We start from the raw sequence: 16696 nt of genomic DNA on the forward strand, positions 1-16696 counted from the left end.
CCTTAGGGAGATAAGCTGTTCCGTTGCATGGCCTCGGTCAGGGCGGCGGCGGCGGTATCGAAGTTGAATTCCTTGATGGCCGCGCGAATCCGCCCGAAATCCTCGGGGAAGGCACTATTCAGCAGGCTGGCGTTCTCTTCCAGTACATCGTCGGCTTCGGCGTCGTCTTCCGCAAGCAGGATAAGCATCCGCCGGCACACGGCGTCCAGGGCTTCACGGTCGACGGCCACCGATGCGACCATTTCTTCCGGCGGCAGCTTGGCCTCGAGGGTGGCGATCAGTTCCGCCAGGGGGGCTTCCAGGGCGCCGAGCAGGCCGTCCACCTCGCCGGGCGGCCGCTTGTCGCCGATGGCGGCTTCCAGGTCGGCGGCGCGGCGCTGTATGTCGTCGGCACCGATCATGCCGGCCAGCCCCTTGGTGGTGTGGGCCAGACGTTCCGCCATCGGCCAGTCGTCTCCGTCCAGCGCGGCGCGGATTTCGCCGGAAACCGCCTTGCGGCCGGCAGCGAACTTACGCAGCGAGGTGAGGTAAAGGCGGGTCTTGCCCTGGACCCGGCGCAGGCCGGTGGCGGTGTCGAGGCCGGTGATCACCGGGATTTCGGCGTCCTCGGCCGGTGTCGCGGGGCCTGGGCGGGCCGGAGCCGGAGCGTGACGCGGCGCGATCCAGCGGAGCAGGGCGGTCCATAGCTGGTCCGGGTCGATGGGCTTGGTGATGAAATCGTTCATGCCGGCCTCGAGGCAGCGGTCGCGGTCGCGCTGCATGGCGTTGGCGGTCATGGCGACGATGGGCAGGCCGTCGAACAGGCCCATGCGGCGGATTTCCATGGTGGCGGTGACGCCATCCATCACCGGCATCTGCATGTCCATCAACACGATGTCGTAGGCGTTCTGGCGGATTTTGGCGATGGCGACGGCGCCGTCATCGGCCACGTCCACCAGGAAGCCGGCATCGCCGAGCAGTTCCGTGGCCACCTGCTGGTTGAGGTCGTTGTCCTCCACCAGCAGGATGCGGGCGCCCTGGATGGTTGTCAGGTTTTCCAGGGGACCCGGCAGGGAGCCGCCGGCCTGCCGGCGCTCCGAGGGCTGGGCTCCGAACCGGCGCATGACGGTGTCGAACAGGATGGAGGCGCTGACCGGCTTGATCAGCACGTCCTCGATGCCGGCCTCGGCGATCTGGTTCAGCACCTCCTCGCGGCCATAGGCGGTGACCATCAGCAGGCGGGGCGACGGCTCGAGGCCCAGGGACTTGATCCGGCGGGCGGTCTCGATGCCGTCCATGCCGGGCATGCGCCAGTCCAGCAGGATGACCTCGTAGGGCTCGTCCGCCGTCGCCGCCCGTTTCACCTCCTCGATGGCCGCCTGGCCCGAGGGCAGGTCGCTGACCCGGAAGGTCATGCCGGCCAGCAGGTCCGACAGCACGGCGCGGGCGTTGTCGTTGTCGTCGACCACCAGGGCCCGGCAGCCCCGCAAATCGGGGGACGGCAGCAAGTCCCGCCTGTGGGCGGTGCCGATGCCCATGCGGGCGGTGAACCAGAAGGTGCTGCCCTTGCCGTATTCGCTGTCGACGCCCACCTCGCCGCCCATCAGTTCGGCCAGCCGCCGGGAGATGGCCAGCCCCAGTCCGGTGCCGCCGAACTTGCGGGTGGTGGAGGTGTCGGCCTGCTCGAAGCTCTGGAACAGCCGGGCCTGCTGCTCGGCGGTGATGCCGATGCCGGTGTCGCGGACGGCGAAATACAGCAGCACCTCGGTCTCGGTGCGCTCCTTGACGCGGGCGATGATGTCGATCTCGCCCTTCTCGGTGAACTTCACCGCGTTGTTGGCGTAGTTGATCAGAATCTGCCCCAGGCGCAGGGAATCGCCCACCAGGGTGCGGGGCACCTCGGACGGAATGTCGAACACCAGTTCCAGGTTCTTGGCGCTGGTCTTTTCGGTCAGCAGGCTGGCGATGTTGTCCAGCACCTTGTCCAGTTCGAAATCCGCCTGCTCGACGGCCAGTTTGCCGGCCTCGATCTTGGAGAAGTCCAGGATGTCGTTGATGATGCCCAGCAGGTGCTGGCCGGCGCCCTGGATCTTCTTGACGTAGTCATGCTGCCGGGGCGTCAGCTCGGTCTTCAGGGCCAGATGGCTCATGCCGATGATGGCGTTCATGGGGGTGCGGATCTCGTGGCTCATGTTGGCCAGGAAGTCCGACTTCATCCGCGTGGCGTCCTCGGCCAGTTCCTTGGCCCGCGTCAGGGCGCCCTCGGCCTGCTTTTCCGCCGTGATGTCCTGGAAGAACCCGGCCCAGGCGGCGCCATTGGCATCGATGACGGTGGGCAGGGCCTCCATGCGGACCCAGCGGGGCTCGCCCGGCAGGTCCAGACGGAAGCGGGTGGAGAAGCGCCGGCAGCCCCGGATGGCTTCCTCGATCTCCGCTTCCACGGCGGCCTGATCGTCGGCCAGCATGGTGCCGTAGAGCCGTCCGCCATTGGCGAGCAGCTCGTCGGGACCGATCCCCAGGATGCCCCGCACCTGCCGGCTGATGAAGGTGAACCAGAACAGGTCGCCTTCGCTGCGCAACTCGAACACCGCCACCGGGACCGAATTGGTCAGGGCGCGCAGGCGCTCCTCGGCCTGCTGCAGGCGGTTTTCCCAGTTGCGGCGCTCGGTGATGTCGTCGCAGACCCAGATGGAGCCCTTGCCCAGGTCGTCGCTGTCGATGGCCCGGCCCGAGGTGCGGCCCCAGAAGGTGCCGCCGTCCTTGCGCCGGTACTCCCAGTCGCGCTGGAAGGTCTCGCCCCGGGCGAGAACGGGATAGGCATCCCGGCCCATCTGCTCGAAATCGCTGTCGTGGGCGAAGATGATGCCGGTGCTCTGTCCCTCCATCTCCCCCGGCTCATAGCCCAGCAACCGGGACAGCGACTTGTTGGAGCGGATGATGAGGCGGTCGCGGATGACCGCGATGCCCAGGCCGGCCGACTGGAAGATGGCCGACTGCTCCTCGACCGCCGCCGTCATGGCGGCCAGGGCCTCCTCGCGCTCGGTGACGTCCAGCCAATAGCCGTTCCATATCCGGGTGCCGTCCGCCATGGACGAGGCCATGGCGCGGGTCTCGATCCATCGCGCCTCGCCCTGGCGGCTCATCACCCGGTACAGCAGGTGGGTGGATGACCCCGCCACCATGGCCTCGTCCATGGCCCGGCGGGCCTCGGCAAGGTCGTCGGGGTGGATGCGCCAGAAGCGGAGGTCGGGGTCGTTGCGCAATTCCTCGGGGGAGTAGCCCCAGATCTCCTCGGCCTTGGCGCTGATGAAGCTGAAGCGGCGATTGCCGTCCGGCCCGATCTCGTAGCGGAAGGCGGCGCAGGGCAGGGAATCGGCCATCTCGCGCAGCAACTGGCGGGACCACTCGGCGGCGCTTTTCGACCGCTGCAGCGCCTCGGTACGCTCCAGCACCCGAGCCTCCAGGGTGGCGTTGGCCTCCTCCAGGCGGGAGGTGGAGGACAGCAGCGCCTCGCGCATGGCTTCCTGGGCGGCGGACAGCTCGGTGATCTCCACCAGATCGGATTGCACTACCACCGGCCGGGTCAGGTCCATGCGGCCGATCCGGGCGCTTTCCTTGGCCAGCGCCTCCAGCGGCGCGGCGAAACGCCGGGCCATGGGCAGGGTCACCAGCGCCGCCATGGTCAACGAGCCGAGGATCAGCAGGATCAGCAGGACGACCTGTTCGCGGCCCACGGGCACGAAGTCGTGGCGCGGCGCGACGACCCCCAGCCAGATGGGGTGGGCGCCGATGGCCATGCGGCGGAAGTGGGAGAACCAGACATCGCCGTCGACGCTCATGGCGGTCAGGCCACCGTCCGGCCGTCCCAGGTCGTTCCAGCGCCTCCATCCCTCGGCCAGGACCGGCATGTTCTGGTCGGCCAGCGGCTTCAGCACCGCCTTCTTGATCTCCTCGTCGTCGCCGAAGCGCGGCATGCGGGGCACGCCGACCAACTGCCCCCGGTCGTCCAGCAGCATCCCCACCCCGTTGGGGCCGGCCCTGACCTGGCGGGTGAAATGGGAGAGGTCGAGCAGCTTGACGTCGTGGCCGATCACATAGCGGCTGCCGTCGGGGGCGGTCCAGCGGGTGGCGGCGGTGATGCCCGGCTCCTTGGTGGTGAAGAAGATGTAAGGCGCGGTCCAGTGGATGTCCTCGTCCCGCGCCATGGCCATGGCGCCCTGGAACCACGGGCGGGTGCGGGCGTCGTAGTCGCGCTCCAGCACCTCGGTCTTCTCCATCACCCGGCCGGCGCTCCAGGTGATCCAGGTGGTGGCCTTGCCCCGCCGGTCGGGATGGCTGAGGCGGTTGACCCACTTGCCGTCCGGGGTCAGCAGCAAAAGGATTTCCCGCCCCGATTCATGGGCGAGGATCACCGACGAGATTTCCGGATGATTCTCGATGATGGGAAAGAAGAACTCGTTGAAGCGCTGAAGCTGGTTCAGGTCCAGGCTGCCGTTCATGCCCCAGTGGCGGCTGGTGTTGAGGGTGATCTCCACCGTGGCCAGCAGGCGCCTGACCCGTGCCTCCAACTCGCCCGCCGTCTGCCGCATCTGGGTGTCGGCCAGGCGGTCGATGGTCGGCGCGACGATCAGGCTATAGGTGGAGGCGGCGAATACCCCGAGCGCCACGACCACGATGAAGAAGGCGCGGACCAGAAGGCTGCCGCGAATGGACGTCCCACCTGTCGGTCGTCCGGGTCGCGGGGGCGTCGGCGCCTGTTCGGTCATGCAACCCCACCTTCCGGCAATGGAACCTGGGTTCCCTTAGTCATAAAATAGTCGGGAGCACCGCCGGGGGAAAGTGCGTTTCTGCGCCGTCATAGGGCCGGAGTAGGGGGCCAGTGCCGGGCGAGCAGGGTATTGGTCCGCGCCACCGCCTGATGGGCGGCGTCCAACAGGCCTTGCTTGGTGACGACCGCCGCCGTCGAGATGGCGGTGATCTCGGCGGCCCGGTCCAGCAGGTCGAAGGCCTGGGCCAACTCGCGGCCGGCGTCGATCAGTCGGGTCCAGTTTTCCATGTCGTCCTCCCCATTTTTCTCGATGCTCCGGGTCAGGCCGCCCGGTGATCCGTGGTCTTGTGCTCCATGGCATGACCGGTGGCCGGCTCGCCCACCTCGACCCGCAGGATGTGGTCGAAGCCGTTGAATTCCGTCCGCAGGCAGGCGCCATAGGCCCCCATTTGCCCGATTTCGATCCAGTCGCCCTCGGCGATGTCGTCGGGCAGCGGGAACGGCCCCTCCATGCGGTCGAGCGAATCGCAGGTCGGCCCATAGAATCCGAAGGGGTGAAGCGCCCCGTGGCTGGCGCCCGCCGCCTTGATCAGGCGGCAGGGATAGCAAAAGCCCAGCGCTCCGGCATCCGACAGGGTTCCATAGACTCCGTCGTTGATGAACAGCATGTCGCCGCGTCGCCCTTGGACCTGCACCACCAGCGACTGGCAGGCGGCCACCAGGGCGCGTCCGGGCTCGCACCACAGGGTGCAGCCGGCCGGCAGGGCCATGCGGGCCACGCCGCGACGGATGGCGGCCATGAAGGCGCCGAGCGGCGGCGGGCGCATGTCGGGATAGCTCACCGGAAAGCCGCCGCCCACGTCCAGGACATCGAGGTCGATTCCGGCGGTCCGGATGATGGTGTCGGCTTGGGCCAGGGCGCGCTCCCAGGCGGTGGGATCGCAGCACTGCGAGCCCACGTGGAAGGCCAGTCCCGTCTTGGCGACGGCGGCGCAGTCACGCAGCAGTGCCACGGTGGTTTGCGCCGGGGCGCCGAACTTGCCCGACAGGTCGAGGCGGGCCTCGCCCTTGGCAAGGGCCATGCGCACCATCAGGCGCAGGTCGCGGGCATGGCCGGTTTCCTCGACGATCTTGGCCAGTTCCTCCGGGCTGTCGAGGACGAAGTCGCGCACGCCGTGTTGGGCATAGGCCTCGCGGATGGCCGAGCGGGCCTTGACCGGATGCATGAAGTGGATATGGGCGTCGGGGAACAGGCGGCGGACCAGCCGCACCTCGGAGATGGAGGCGGCGTCGAAATGGCGGATGCCGCCCGCCGCCAGGGCGCGCAGCACCGCCTCGTCCGGGTTGCATTTGACCGCGTACAGGACATGGCCGGGGAAGGCCGCGACGAAGCGCGCCGCTTCCCTGCACGCCTTGGCCGGGCGCAGGCAGAGCATGGGAATATCGGGGCGAAGGCTCATCACCGCCGCGCGTGTCGACGGCAGCGCCGGGGTGGTGCCGTCGCGGCGAGGCAGGGGACGGATGCGGGTGATGTTCATGGTCGTGACTCCCCGGCTGGAATCGATCCTTGCGCCCTTCCCGGCCAGACCGGGAGTGGCGGCGAAACCTTCGGTGCAACGACGGCGAGGGCGAACGCCTAGGCCGTCGTCACGGACTGAGGGTACGCTCGGGATTGAATAGGGGAACTGCGCCCGGGGCGTTGGTCGTCAACATGTCCACCTCCCTTTCGGGTACCGGCCCATTTCTACCGGCTCCTCCAAAAAGGACGCGTGCGTCGTTGCATAACCTACAAAGGGCCATCGGCACGTGCGTGTGCGTCACTGAGTTGACTCTAGACCCTCCGGGGGGAGGGGGCAAGACCCTGAAATGTTACAATTTCTCCGGATCTTGCCGGGTCGGGTCCACGCCGGCCGGGCGGCGCGGGATGGACGTCACCCGCCAGGTGAACAGGCCGCCCACCTCGGGCCCGCCGGTGCCGGGCGCCTGCCCCGGATCGATGGCGCCGATGTGGAAGCTGAGATAGGTCTGCAGCCCGCCGACTCCGTGGCTTTGTCCTGGTCTTCGCAGGGTGACGTTCTGGATATCATTATAATGTTTGTGGATTTATGAAGGGTTGTGGCATATACACGTAAATTGTTCGTGGTTATTGCTGGTCAATACCAAGGTCAGTCCTGAGTCTGAGTGATGTAGCGGTGGTGGTTCTTTACCGAAATCAACGATATGACCTTTGTCTGAACTTGGTGTGAACTTCATCGTTGACCATCGTCAATGTGCGCTGCCGAAAATGTCCTACATTTCATGCCATGATGCGTTCCTCACTGAAGCACGCCCTGATTTCGCGTTTTCTGGTCTGTCTGCTGATCGCCGGTCTGGCGACCCAGTGGGTGACCGGCGCGCGGGCCCTGGGCGGGACTTTGGTGCCGAGCGCCGCCGTGGTGTCGGCCGCGTCCGGCGATAGCGTCGACCGGCTGCTTTCGGATCTGGTCAAATCCATCTGCTCCAAGAGCAGGAAGGAACAGGCCAAGGACGATCACTGCCTGTACTGCGTGCCGGCGCCCCATTCGCTGGCCGTTTTCCTGGACGATCGGGATGGAACCGTTTTGGCCGCCCCGGTCCGGGTCGGCTTCGTCTCGGAATCCCAGGTTCTTCCGCTCTCCCGCCGTCTGCCGGGGGATGGCCCGTCGCGTGCCCCCCCTTTCTCCGCCTGAGCGCTTTCGCCTGCGAACGTGACCGGGATACCCCGCCTGCTCCGATGACCGGCGCCGCCTGACGGCGCGTGGTCCGACCTGGCGTGGCTCCCCTCTGAAGGAGCAAAGGATCATGAGATTGGAAACTGCCGCGCCCGCCGCCAAGGGACCGCCGGCCCTCGGTTTCGGCCATTGGCCGAGGCGCCACCCCGACCGGGCCGCCCTGGAGCGTCTGGCCGACATCGCCCCCTTCGACCTGCTGGACGGCGATGAGATGGAGGCACTGCTGCACGACGCGGCGGTGTGCCACAACACCGAGGCCGCCACCCTGTTCATGGCCCGCGGGCCGGCCGAATACCTGCATGTGGTGATGCGGGGCCAGGTGGTGCTGCACGGCCCCGACGGGGTGATCGTCGACGGGGTGGCGGCCCCGGCCATTCTGGATGCCGCCGACCTGTTCACCGGCCGCCATGTCTTCACCGCTGAGGCCTTGACCGGATCGCTGGTGGTGCGCATCCCGCGCACCGACGTGCTGGCGCTGCTGCAATCGAGCAGTCCGCTGGCCCATGCCTTCCTCGGGCTGGTGGCCGCCGCCACCCAGACCCTGGCCGACGCCCTGATGGCCCAGCGCTGCCTGACCAGCGTCCAGCGTCTGGCCACCTTCTTGCTGGAGCAGGCGGCCAAGGCGGGGGCCGAGCACAGCTTCGTCCTCGATATCCCCAAGAAGGCCATCGCCGGCCAGTTGGGCATCACGCCGGCCCACTTCGCCCGCTCGCTGACCCGGCTGGTCTCGGCCGGGCTGGTCGGCCGGCTCAACCGCAACACCATCGTTCTCAACAATATTTCGGCCCTGCGTGCCTTGCTCGAGGGGGAACTCGGCATCGCCACCCAGGACGGAAGCACGGCCCAGCACAAGCAACTGGCCGCCTACAGGACCTTCAAGAGCCTTTCCTGATCACTCGTACCGGAGGAGCGCAATGTCGGACGTTCTGACAAAATCCGCCGCCAGAAACATCTTCTATGGTGGCACGGCATTCTTTTTCATCATCTTCATCGGTCTGGTGGCGCATAGCGTCTCCACCGTCAACGCCATGAGCGAAACCCATCCCGTCACGCCGTCGGTGGCGGCGGGCAAGCATATCTGGGAACGCCATGCCTGCGTCGACTGCCACACCATCATGGGCGAGGGCGCCTATTTCGCCCCCGAACTGGGCAATGTCTGGGTCCGCTACGGCGGCCGGGAAGACGCCGATTCGGCCCGCGAGGCCCTGAAGGCCTGGATGAAGGGCCAGCCCTCGGGCATCGAGGGGCGGCGCCAGATGCCCAAATTCGACATCACCGACACCGAACTGGATGAACTGGTCGACTTCCTGAAGTGGACCAGCGAAGTCAACACCCAGAACTGGCCGCCCAAGGTTTCCGGCTAAGAGGGGGAAGGAAAACATGAAATACGAATCGCAAAAGGTTGCCCTCTACTATATCGCCGGAGCCCTGGGCCTGTTCGTCGCCCAGATCATCTTCGGCGTGGTGCTGGGCACCATCGTCGTGGTACCGAACTTTCTGTCCGAGCTGCTGCCGTTCAACATCGCGCGCATGATCCATACCAACGCGCTGATCGTCTGGCTGCTGATGGGCTTCTTCGGTTGCTCCTACTACCTGATCCCCGAGGAGGCGGAGACCGAGCTGTACAGCCCCAAGCTGGCCATCGTGCAGTTCTGGCTGTTCCTGTTCGGCGCGGCGGCGGCCGTGGTCGGTTACCTGTTCCGCATCCACGAGGGACGCGAGTTCCTGGAACAGCCCCTGTGGATCAAGCTGGCCATCGTCGTGGTGGCGCTGATGTTCCTCTACAACATCACCATGACGGTGCTTAAAGGTCGCAAGACCGCCATCACCAACGTCCTGCTGCTGGGATTGTGGGGCATCGCCATCTTCTTCCTGTTCTCGCTCTACAACCCCTCCAACCTGATCCTGGACAAGGTGTTCTGGTGGTGGGTCGTCCATCTGTGGGTGGAAGGCGTGTGGGAACTGGTCATGGCCGCGGTGCTGGCCTTCCTGATGATCAAGATGACCGGCGTCGACCGCGAGGTGGTCGAGAAGTGGCTCTACGTCATCATCGGTCTGGCGCTGTTCTCCGGTATCTTGGGGACCGGCCACCACTACTACTGGATCGGCATGCCGGCCTACTGGCAGTGGATCGGCAGCGTGTTCTCCACCCTGGAGGTGGCGCCGTTCTTCGCCATGGTGATCTTCACCTTCATGATGGTGTGGAAGGGCGGCCGTTCCCATCCCAACAAGGCGGCGCTGCTGTGGTCGCTGGGCTGCTCGGTCTTCGCCTTCTTCGGCGCGGGCGTGTGGGGCTTCCTCCATACCCTGGCTCCCATCAACTACGTGACCCACGGCACCCAGGTGACGGCGGCCCACGGGCATCTGGCCTTCTACGGCGCCTATGTGATGCTCAACATCGCCATGTTCACCTATGCCATGCCCAACATCCTGAAGCGCGAGCCCTATAATCAGGTGCTCAACATGTGGGGCTTCTGGGTCACGTCGTCGGGCGTCACCTTCATGACCTTCGCGCTGACCTTCGCCGGCGTGGTGCAGAGCCATCTGCAGCGGGTGATGGGCATGAACTTCATGGAAGTGCAGGACGCGCTGGGCCTGTTCTACTGGATGCGTCTGGGGGCGGGCGTCGCCACCCTGGTGGGCGTGATCCTGATCGTCTGGTCGCTGGTGGTTCCCGGCAGCGCCAAGCAGGCGGGGCGCGTCGCCGCTCAGCCTGCCGAGTAAGTACATGAGAAAGGGGCGGCGGCCATGGGCCGCCGTCCCGCTTTCCCGGAGTTACCCATGTCCGACCAACTCCCGTTCTATCTGCCCCAGGGCAACGAATGCGCCCTGTTCGAACTGGCCTGGAGCCGCCGTCTGCCCCTGCTGCTCAAGGGGCCCACCGGCTGCGGCAAGACCCGCTTCGTCGCCCATATGGCGGCCAAGCTGGGCCGCCCGCTGTTCACCGTGTCCTGCCACGACGATCTCACCGCCGCCGATCTGACCGGGCGTTATCTGTTGAAGGGCGGCGATACCGCCTGGACCGACGGGCCGCTGACCAGCGCGGTCAGGGCCGGGGGCATCTGCTATCTCGACGAGGTGGTGGAGGCCAGGAAGGACGTCACCGTGGTGTTGCATCCGCTGACCGACGACCGGCGCATCCTGCCGCTGGAGCGCACCGGCGAGATGCTGGAGGCGCCGTCCGACTTCATGCTGGTGGCCTCCTACAATCCCGGCTACCAGAACGTGCTGAAGCAATTGAAGCCGTCGACGCGGCAACGCTTCGTCGCCATCGAATTCGACTTTCCCGCCGCCGATCTGGAGCGCCGGGTGGTGGCCGAGGAATCCGGCCTGGACGAAGGCAAGGTCCAGCCGCTGATCCTGCTGGCCGGCCGCCTGCGGGCGCTCAAGGGCCACGATCTGGAGGAAGGCGTCTCCACCCGCCTGCTGGTCTATTGCGCCACCCTGATGGCGGCGGGCCTGTCGGTGCGCGAGGCCGTGCAGGTCACCATGATCGAGCCGCTGTCCGACGACCCGGAAGTGAAGGCCGGGCTGGAAGAGGTGGCCAGGGCCATCTTCGCATGAGCCTGCTCTCCTTCCTGGAACTGGAAGAGCGGGTCGGCACCCTCTGGCACCGCTGGGTGGGCGACAAGGCCAGTTGGCCGTCCCACCCCGAGGCCGCCGTGACCCTGGAATCCATGCGTCCCCGTCTGGCCGTGCTGTTTCGCGGCCTGGGCGGCGAGCGGGGCTTGCAGATCGCCGCCGCCGCCGCCCGCGAGTCCCGTCACCGGCTCGACCTGCGCCAGCGCATCGGCATGGAGACCGAGCGGCTGGTCGCCGCCACCCGCGATGAGACCAGCCTGTCCCTGCCGCCCGCCATGGCGCTGTTTCCCTCGATCGAACTCAACCGCGATCTCTATATTTGGCTGGCCGCCTATTTCGCCGTGCTGGAGCCGGCGCCCCTGCCCGACCAGCCGCTGGCCGCCGATCTGGCCCGCCTCGCCCAGGCGCGGCGCACCACGCGGGAGGTGCTGAAGCGCTTTCCCGGACTCGTTTCCCGCCATCGCGCCTTGTGCGCCGCCTTGGCGGCGGCGCGGCCCCGCCGCGGGCTGTCCGGTATCGAGGCCCGGGTGGAGGCAATGGTGTTGGCCGTGCTGGCCGATCCGGAGACCGCAATCGCCCCCATTTCCGCCAAGTCTCTCCGCGATTATCACCCGTTCCTGCCGGTGCCCCTGTGGGGCGAATGCCTGCCCGGTCTGGCCGGCGCCTTGCCCCCCGACGATGCCGAGCCCGAGGCGGGCGGCGGCGGGCGGGACGAGGGCGAGGATCAGGCCCGCCGCAAGGCCGAACGCCGGGACGAGGACAACGCCGACCGCAAGGATTCGCTGATCCTCAATCGTTTCGAGAAGATTCTGGCCATGGCCGACATGGTCAACGTCAACCGGGCCGCCGACGACACCGACGAGGAAGAGGCCAAGAAGGCCGCCGAGGATCTCGAGACCATCACGCTGGCCAAGCATTCGCGCAAGGCGGCCACCAAGCTGAAATTCGACCTGGACCTGCCGCCCTCGGCCACCGATGTCAGCCGGCTGACCGGCTCGTTCCTGCTGCCCGAATGGGATTGGCGCCGCAATGTCTACCATCCCGACCATTGCTCGGTGCTGGTCGGTCCAGCAGCGGAGGAGGGCGAGGACTGGACGCCCGACGACGCGGTGCGGCGCCATATCCGGGCGGTGAAGCGGCAGTTCGAGGCGCTGCGTACCCGCCCCATGCTGTTGCGCGCCCAGGCCGACGGCCAGGAGTTGGACACCGACGCGGTGGTGCGTGCCCGCTGCGATCTGGTGGCCAGCGGTATCGGTTCGGACCGGGTGTGGGCCAGCCACCGCGCCCAGGAGCGGGACCTGGCGGTGATGGTGCTGGTGGATTCCTCGCTGTCCACCGATGCCTGGATCGACAACCGCCGGGTTCTGGATGTGGAAAAGGAGGCATTGGCCGTGTTCAGTCATGGATTGGCCGCCTGCGGCGATCCCTTCGCCATCGCCACCTTCACCTCGCGCAAGCGGCAATGGGTGAAGCTGGACGTGGTCAAGGATTTCGACGAAGGCTTCGGGCCGGCGGTGATCCGCCGCATCGGCGCGGTGAAGCCCGGCTATTACACCCGCATCGGCGCCGCCCTGCGCTATGCCACCCAACGGCTGGAGGAACGGCCCGAGCGTCACCGCCTGCTGCTGGTCCTCACCGACGGCAAGCCCAACGACGTGGACCACTACGAGGGCCGCTACGGCATCGAGGACACCCGCAAGGCGGTGCTGGAGGCCCGGACCAAGGGGCTGGCCGTGTTCGGCGTCACCATCGACCGCAAGGCCCAGGGCTATTTCCCCCACCTGTTCGGGCGCGGCCATTACGCCATCGTCGGCCATCTGGCCCATCTGTCGGCGGCGCTGCCCCGCATCTACCGGCAGTTGGCGGCATGAGCGACCAGACGGAAAACTGGGGCGCCCTGTCGGAACTGCCCGGCAATCCCCTGATGTGGGTGCTGATCCTCAGCGAGATGCTGGTGTTCGGCGCCTTCTTCGTCGGCTTCGCCGTGGTGCGCCTGCTTCATCCCGAGATGGTGCTGGCCGGGCAGAATGCGCTGAGCATTCCGCTGGGCGGCCTCAACACCCTGATCCTGGTGACCAGCGGCTGGCTGGCGGCCCGCGCAGTCAAGGCCCGCGCCGAGGGCGGAATCGGGCGCTCCCGCCTGTTTCTGGCCGGAGCCGGGGCGCTGGGCCTGGGCTTCCTGACGGTCAAGGGCATCGAATACGCCGACAAGGCCGCCCACGGCCTGGGCATCGAGACCGATACCTTCTGGACGCTGTTCTACCTGATGACCGGCTTTCATGCCCTGCACGTGGTGATGGGCATCATCGTGCTGAGCATCGTCGGTTGGAAGAACAGCGTGGAGAATCTGGAGACCGGCGCCGCCTTCTGGCACATGGTCGACCTGATCTGGCTGATCCTGTTTCCCTTGGTGTATCTGCTGCGATGAGCGAAGAAACCTCCCGCGCCCACGGGCGCCGCCTGAACCGCGCCTGGGCCGTGCTGGCCGGCCTGACCGTCCTGTCGGTGGGGGCCGCCCTGCTGGGGCCGGACGGTCAGCGGGCCAGCCTGGGCTCGGTGGCCGTGGCCCTGGTCGCCTCCTTCATCAAGGGGCGGCAGGTCCTCGACCACTTCCTCGATCTGCGGCGGGCGGGCGGCGGCTGGCGCGGCCTGTTCAACGCCTTGCTGCTGGTGATCCTGGGGAGCTGCTTCGCCCTTTATCTGGCGGCCCTGCTGCGGGGCGGCCACTGAAACCCCTTCGCCAGGGCTGAGGTCCGATCAATCCCCTTGAATCGGCTGCGTCACGGAACTATCATTTTCCTGTACGGCGAAATGATGGCAGTGTCCGTCCATGATCGAAACCTTTGAAACCGTGGCCAAGGCCGTCGCCGACCCCAGCCGGGTGCGCATCCTCAAGCTGCTGGAGGGGGGCGAACTGTGCGTCTGCCAGATCACCACCGTCCTCGGCCTGGCGACCGCCACCATCTCCAAGCATCTGGCGGCCTTGAAGGTCGCCGGCCTGCTGTTGCAGCGCCGGGATGGCAAGTGGGTCTATTACCGGCTGGCGGAGCGTGGGCTCAACGCCTACGCCCCGCAATTCCTCGACATGGTGAAGGCCTCGCTGGCCGATGATCCCACCATCGCCGAGGACCGCCGGCTGCTGGCCATGGTCAATCGGGTTCCGGTCCAGGTGCTGTGCGATCAGGGCCGAGCCGCCTTGCCCGCCGGTGCCGCTTCCCAAGCCTGCTGTGGGGGACCACCATGAGCGAGAAGACCTACAATGTCCTGTTCCTGTGCACCGGCAATTCGGCGCGCTCCATCATGGCCGAAGCCATCCTCAACCGCGAGGGCGGCGCCAAGTTCAAGGCGTTCAGCGCCGGCAGCCAGCCTAAGGGCCATATCGACCCGACGGTTCTCAATCTGCTGAAGAAGTTGAACTTCCCCACCGATAGCTTCCGCTCCAAATCCTGGGAGGAGTTCGCCCGGCCGGGTGCGCCCGAGTTGGATTTCGTCTTTACCGTTTGCGATAACGCCGCCGGCGAGGTCTGCCCGGTGTGGCCGGGCCAGCCCATGACCGCCCATTGGGGTGTTCCCGACCCTGTCGGCTGCGACGGCACCGCCACCGAGAAGGCGGTGCTGACCGCCGACGTGATGCGCATGCTGAACAACCGTATCAGCGTCTTTTCCGCCCTGCCGATCCAGTCCCTGGACCGTCTGTCGCTGCAAAAGCACCTGAACGAGATCGGCAAGCCCCGGACCTGACACACGCGACAAGGCAATTTCTATGACTGATTCCATGATCAACGTTCTGGTTCTTTGCACCGGCAATTCCGCCCGTTCCGTCCTCGGCGAGGCCCTGATCAACCATCTGGGCGGCGGGCGCTGGCGGGCGTTCAGCGCCGGCAGCAATCCGACGGGCAAGGTCAATCCCCTGTCGCTGGAAGTGCTGGCCGAGAAGGGGCTGCCGGCCGAGGGCTACCGGTCCAAGTCGTGGGGCGAGTTCGCGTTGCCCGATGCGCCGAAAATGGATCTGGTCATCACCGTCTGCGACAACGCCGCCGGCGAAGTCTGCCCCATATGGCCGGGCCACCCGTCCAAGGTGCACATGGGCTTTCCCGATCCGGCGGCAGCCGAGGGCAGCCACGAGGAGCGGCTGGCCGAGTTCCGCAAGGTCTATTCCATGATCGAGGCCAAGGTGCGCCGGCTGATCGAACTCGGCCCGGAAAGGGCTGGGGAGGCCTAGGATGAACCTGTTCGAACGCTATCTGACCCTGTGGGTGGCCCTGTGCATCGCGGCCGGCGTGGCGCTGGGCCACTGGCTGCCGGGGCCGTTCCAGGCCATCGGCCGGCTGGAGCTGGCCCAGGTCAACCTGCCGGTGGCGGTGCTGATCTGGCTGATGATCATTCCCATGCTGCTGAAGATCGATTTCGGCGCGCTGCATCAGGTCAAGGAGCACTGGAAGGGCATCGGCGTCACCCTGTTCATCAACTGGGCGGTCAAGCCGTTCTCCATGGCGCTGCTGGGCTGGATCTTCGTCAGCCACCTGTTCCGGCCTTACCTTCCGGCCGGGCAGATCGAGTCCTATATGGCCGGGCTGATCCTGCTGGCCGCCGCGCCGTGCACCGCCATGGTGTTCGTGTGGTCCAACCTGACCAATGGCGAGCCGCACTTCACCCTCAGTCAGGTGGCGGTCAACGACCTGATCATGGTGGTGGCCTTCGCCCCCATCGTCGGGCTGCTGCTGGGGCTGTCGGCCATCACCGTGCCGTGGGACACCCTGTTCCTGTCGGTGGTGCTGTACATCGTGGTGCCGGTGATCCTGGCGCAGGTCTGGCGCAGGCTTTTGCTGGCCAGGGGGCCGCAGGCCCTGACCGCCACCCTGGCCCGGCTGGGGCCGCTCGCCCTGGTGGCGCTGCTCACCACCCTGGTGCTGCTGTTCGGCTTCCAGGGCGAGCAGATCATCAGGCAGCCGCTGGTCATCCTCATGCTGGCGGTACCCATCACCATCCAGGTCTATTTCAACTCGGGCCTGGCCTATCTGCTGAACAGGAAGCTGGGCGTCGCCCATTGCGTCGCCGGTCCCTCGGCCCTGATCGGCGCCTCCAACTTCTTCGAACTGGCGGTGGCCGCCGCCATCTCCCTGTTCGGCTTCCAGTCCGGCGCCGCCCTGGCCACCGTGGTCGGCGTGCTGATCGAGGTGCCGGTGATGCTGTCGGTGGTGAAAATCGTCAACCGGTCCAAGGGCTGGTACGAGAGGAGGACATCATGAAAAAGCTCGAAGTCTATGACCCCGCCATGTGCTGCTCCACCGGAGTCTGTGGTCCCGAGGTCGATCCCGTGCTGGTCACCTTCGCCGCCGACCTGAAATGGGTGGCCGAGCAGGGCGTCGAGGTGCGGCGCTACAATCTGGGGCAGGAACCCCAGGCCTTCGCCGCCAGCCCGGCCGTGGTCAAGGAGATGGAGGCGGGCATGGACCGCCTGCCGATCATCGCCGTCGACGGCCACATCGTCTCGACCGGCGTGCACCTGTCCCGCGACCAGCTGGCGGCCAAGCTCGGTCTCGCGGCCAAGCCCCGCATCACCATCAAGGCCGACGGGTCCTCATCCTGTTGCTCGCCCAAGACAGGGTGCTGCTGA

At 66.8% G+C, this 16696-nt stretch carries 17 protein-coding genes; 13 read left to right on the plus strand and 4 right to left on the minus strand.

The genetic code is table 11. The annotated features are described in order from the left end of the window. Positions 1-2: 2 nt before the first annotated feature. The 4 genes from CP958_RS25100 to CP958_RS27230 all read right to left on the minus strand — a co-directional run bounded on the left by CP958_RS25100 (position 3) and on the right by CP958_RS27230 (position 6850). Positions 3-4745, minus strand: a complete 4743-nt coding sequence (locus CP958_RS25100; protein WP_096704880.1) for a response regulator — start codon at positions 4743-4745, stop codon at positions 3-5. An 89-nt stretch (positions 4746-4834) separates the two neighbouring features. Beyond that, positions 4835-5035 (minus strand): hypothetical protein, encoded by a 201-nt coding sequence (locus CP958_RS25105; protein WP_096704881.1) that lies wholly within the window; start codon positions 5033-5035, stop codon positions 4835-4837. Positions 5036-5067: 32 nt separating this feature from the next. Then, positions 5068-6285: a type III PLP-dependent enzyme gene (locus CP958_RS25110; RefSeq protein ID WP_096704882.1), complete on the minus strand. Its 1218-nt coding sequence runs from the start codon at positions 6283-6285 to the stop codon at positions 5068-5070. A gap of 331 nt (positions 6286-6616) precedes the next feature. Further along, entirely contained in the window at positions 6617-6850 is a 234-nt protein-coding gene (locus CP958_RS27230; protein WP_141400646.1) for an arginase family protein, read from the minus strand. Between the two features lie 200 nt (positions 6851-7050). On the opposite strand from CP958_RS27230, the gene CP958_RS25120 reads away from it, so the two are divergent. The 13 genes from CP958_RS25120 (at position 7051) to arsD (ending at position 16696) form a co-directional block, all read left to right on the plus strand. After that, on the plus strand, positions 7051-7455 hold the full coding sequence (locus CP958_RS25120; RefSeq protein WP_096704883.1) for a hypothetical protein: 405 nt from the start codon (positions 7051-7053) through the stop codon (positions 7453-7455). A 112-nt stretch (positions 7456-7567) separates the two neighbouring features. Continuing rightward, entirely contained in the window at positions 7568-8389 is an 822-nt protein-coding gene (locus CP958_RS25125) for a Crp/Fnr family transcriptional regulator (protein ID WP_242443139.1), read from the plus strand. A 22-nt stretch (positions 8390-8411) separates the two neighbouring features. Next, positions 8412-8861, plus strand: a complete 450-nt coding sequence (locus CP958_RS25130) for a cytochrome c (protein WP_096704884.1) — start codon at positions 8412-8414, stop codon at positions 8859-8861. Between the two features lie 16 nt (positions 8862-8877). After that, on the plus strand, positions 8878-10221 hold the full coding sequence (locus tag CP958_RS25135) for a cbb3-type cytochrome c oxidase subunit I (protein ID WP_096704885.1): 1344 nt from the start codon (positions 8878-8880) through the stop codon (positions 10219-10221). Positions 10222-10278: 57 nt separating this feature from the next. Further along, a complete protein-coding gene (locus tag CP958_RS25140) occupies positions 10279-11061 on the plus strand; it encodes a CbbQ/NirQ/NorQ/GpvN family protein (RefSeq protein WP_170959109.1) in 783 nt (260 codons plus the stop codon). Next, a complete protein-coding gene (locus CP958_RS25145; protein ID WP_096704887.1) occupies positions 11058-12950 on the plus strand; it encodes a VWA domain-containing protein in 1893 nt (630 codons plus the stop codon). Before CP958_RS25140 ends, CP958_RS25145 begins: the two co-directional genes overlap by 4 nt. Then, positions 12947-13507, plus strand: a complete 561-nt coding sequence (locus tag CP958_RS25150; RefSeq protein ID WP_096704888.1) for a cytochrome c oxidase subunit 3 — start codon at positions 12947-12949, stop codon at positions 13505-13507. Before CP958_RS25145 ends, CP958_RS25150 begins: the two co-directional genes overlap by 4 nt. Then, positions 13504-13809: a cytochrome C oxidase subunit IV family protein gene (locus tag CP958_RS25155; protein WP_096704889.1), complete on the plus strand. Its 306-nt coding sequence runs from the start codon at positions 13504-13506 to the stop codon at positions 13807-13809. Before CP958_RS25150 ends, CP958_RS25155 begins: the two co-directional genes overlap by 4 nt. 100 nt (positions 13810-13909) lie before the next feature. Next, positions 13910-14323 carry a metalloregulator ArsR/SmtB family transcription factor gene (locus tag CP958_RS25160; protein ID WP_096704890.1) on the plus strand — a complete coding sequence of 138 codons (414 nt, stop codon included), beginning with the start codon at positions 13910-13912 and terminating at the stop codon, positions 14321-14323. Next, positions 14320-14820: an arsenate reductase ArsC gene (locus tag CP958_RS25165; RefSeq protein ID WP_096704891.1), complete on the plus strand. Its 501-nt coding sequence runs from the start codon at positions 14320-14322 to the stop codon at positions 14818-14820. Before CP958_RS25160 ends, CP958_RS25165 begins: the two co-directional genes overlap by 4 nt. 22 nt (positions 14821-14842) lie before the next feature. Beyond that, positions 14843-15301, plus strand: coding sequence for an arsenate reductase ArsC (locus CP958_RS25170; RefSeq protein ID WP_096704892.1), 459 nt, complete (start codon positions 14843-14845; stop codon positions 15299-15301). A gap of 1 nt (position 15302) precedes the next feature. Continuing rightward, positions 15303-16328, plus strand: coding sequence for an ACR3 family arsenite efflux transporter (arsB, locus tag CP958_RS25175; protein WP_096704893.1), 1026 nt, complete (start codon positions 15303-15305; stop codon positions 16326-16328). Then, on the plus strand, positions 16325-16696 hold the full coding sequence (gene arsD / locus CP958_RS25180) for an arsenite efflux transporter metallochaperone ArsD (RefSeq protein WP_096704894.1): 372 nt from the start codon (positions 16325-16327) through the stop codon (positions 16694-16696). Before arsB ends, arsD begins: the two co-directional genes overlap by 4 nt.

The organism is Magnetospirillum sp. 15-1 (assembly GCF_900184795.1).
Taxonomy (GTDB): domain Bacteria; phylum Pseudomonadota; class Alphaproteobacteria; order Rhodospirillales; family Magnetospirillaceae; genus Phaeospirillum.

Excerpts from the sequence above, each read along its gene's own strand:
- CP958_RS25100 (WP_096704880.1), bottom strand. The coding sequence starts at position 4,745 with ATGACCGAACAGGCGCCGACGCCCCCGCGACCCGGACGACCGACAGGT.
- CP958_RS25105 (WP_096704881.1), bottom strand. The coding sequence starts at position 5,035 with ATGGAAAACTGGACCCGACTGATCGACGCCGGCCGCGAGTTGGCCCAG.
- CP958_RS25110 (WP_096704882.1), bottom strand. The coding sequence starts at position 6,285 with ATGAACATCACCCGCATCCGTCCCCTGCCTCGCCGCGACGGCACCACC.
- CP958_RS25120 (WP_096704883.1), top strand. The coding sequence starts at position 7,051 with ATGATGCGTTCCTCACTGAAGCACGCCCTGATTTCGCGTTTTCTGGTC.
- CP958_RS25125 (WP_242443139.1), top strand. The coding sequence starts at position 7,568 with ATGAGATTGGAAACTGCCGCGCCCGCCGCCAAGGGACCGCCGGCCCTC.
- CP958_RS25130 (WP_096704884.1), top strand. The coding sequence starts at position 8,412 with ATGTCGGACGTTCTGACAAAATCCGCCGCCAGAAACATCTTCTATGGT.
- CP958_RS25135 (WP_096704885.1), top strand. The coding sequence starts at position 8,878 with ATGAAATACGAATCGCAAAAGGTTGCCCTCTACTATATCGCCGGAGCC.
- CP958_RS25140 (WP_170959109.1), top strand. The coding sequence starts at position 10,279 with ATGTCCGACCAACTCCCGTTCTATCTGCCCCAGGGCAACGAATGCGCC.
- CP958_RS25145 (WP_096704887.1), top strand. The coding sequence starts at position 11,058 with ATGAGCCTGCTCTCCTTCCTGGAACTGGAAGAGCGGGTCGGCACCCTC.
- CP958_RS25150 (WP_096704888.1), top strand. The coding sequence starts at position 12,947 with ATGAGCGACCAGACGGAAAACTGGGGCGCCCTGTCGGAACTGCCCGGC.
- CP958_RS25155 (WP_096704889.1), top strand. The coding sequence starts at position 13,504 with ATGAGCGAAGAAACCTCCCGCGCCCACGGGCGCCGCCTGAACCGCGCC.
- CP958_RS25160 (WP_096704890.1), top strand. The coding sequence starts at position 13,910 with ATGATCGAAACCTTTGAAACCGTGGCCAAGGCCGTCGCCGACCCCAGC.
- CP958_RS25165 (WP_096704891.1), top strand. The coding sequence starts at position 14,320 with ATGAGCGAGAAGACCTACAATGTCCTGTTCCTGTGCACCGGCAATTCG.
- CP958_RS25170 (WP_096704892.1), top strand. The coding sequence starts at position 14,843 with ATGACTGATTCCATGATCAACGTTCTGGTTCTTTGCACCGGCAATTCC.
- arsB (WP_096704893.1), top strand. The coding sequence starts at position 15,303 with ATGAACCTGTTCGAACGCTATCTGACCCTGTGGGTGGCCCTGTGCATC.
- arsD (WP_096704894.1), top strand. The coding sequence starts at position 16,325 with ATGAAAAAGCTCGAAGTCTATGACCCCGCCATGTGCTGCTCCACCGGA.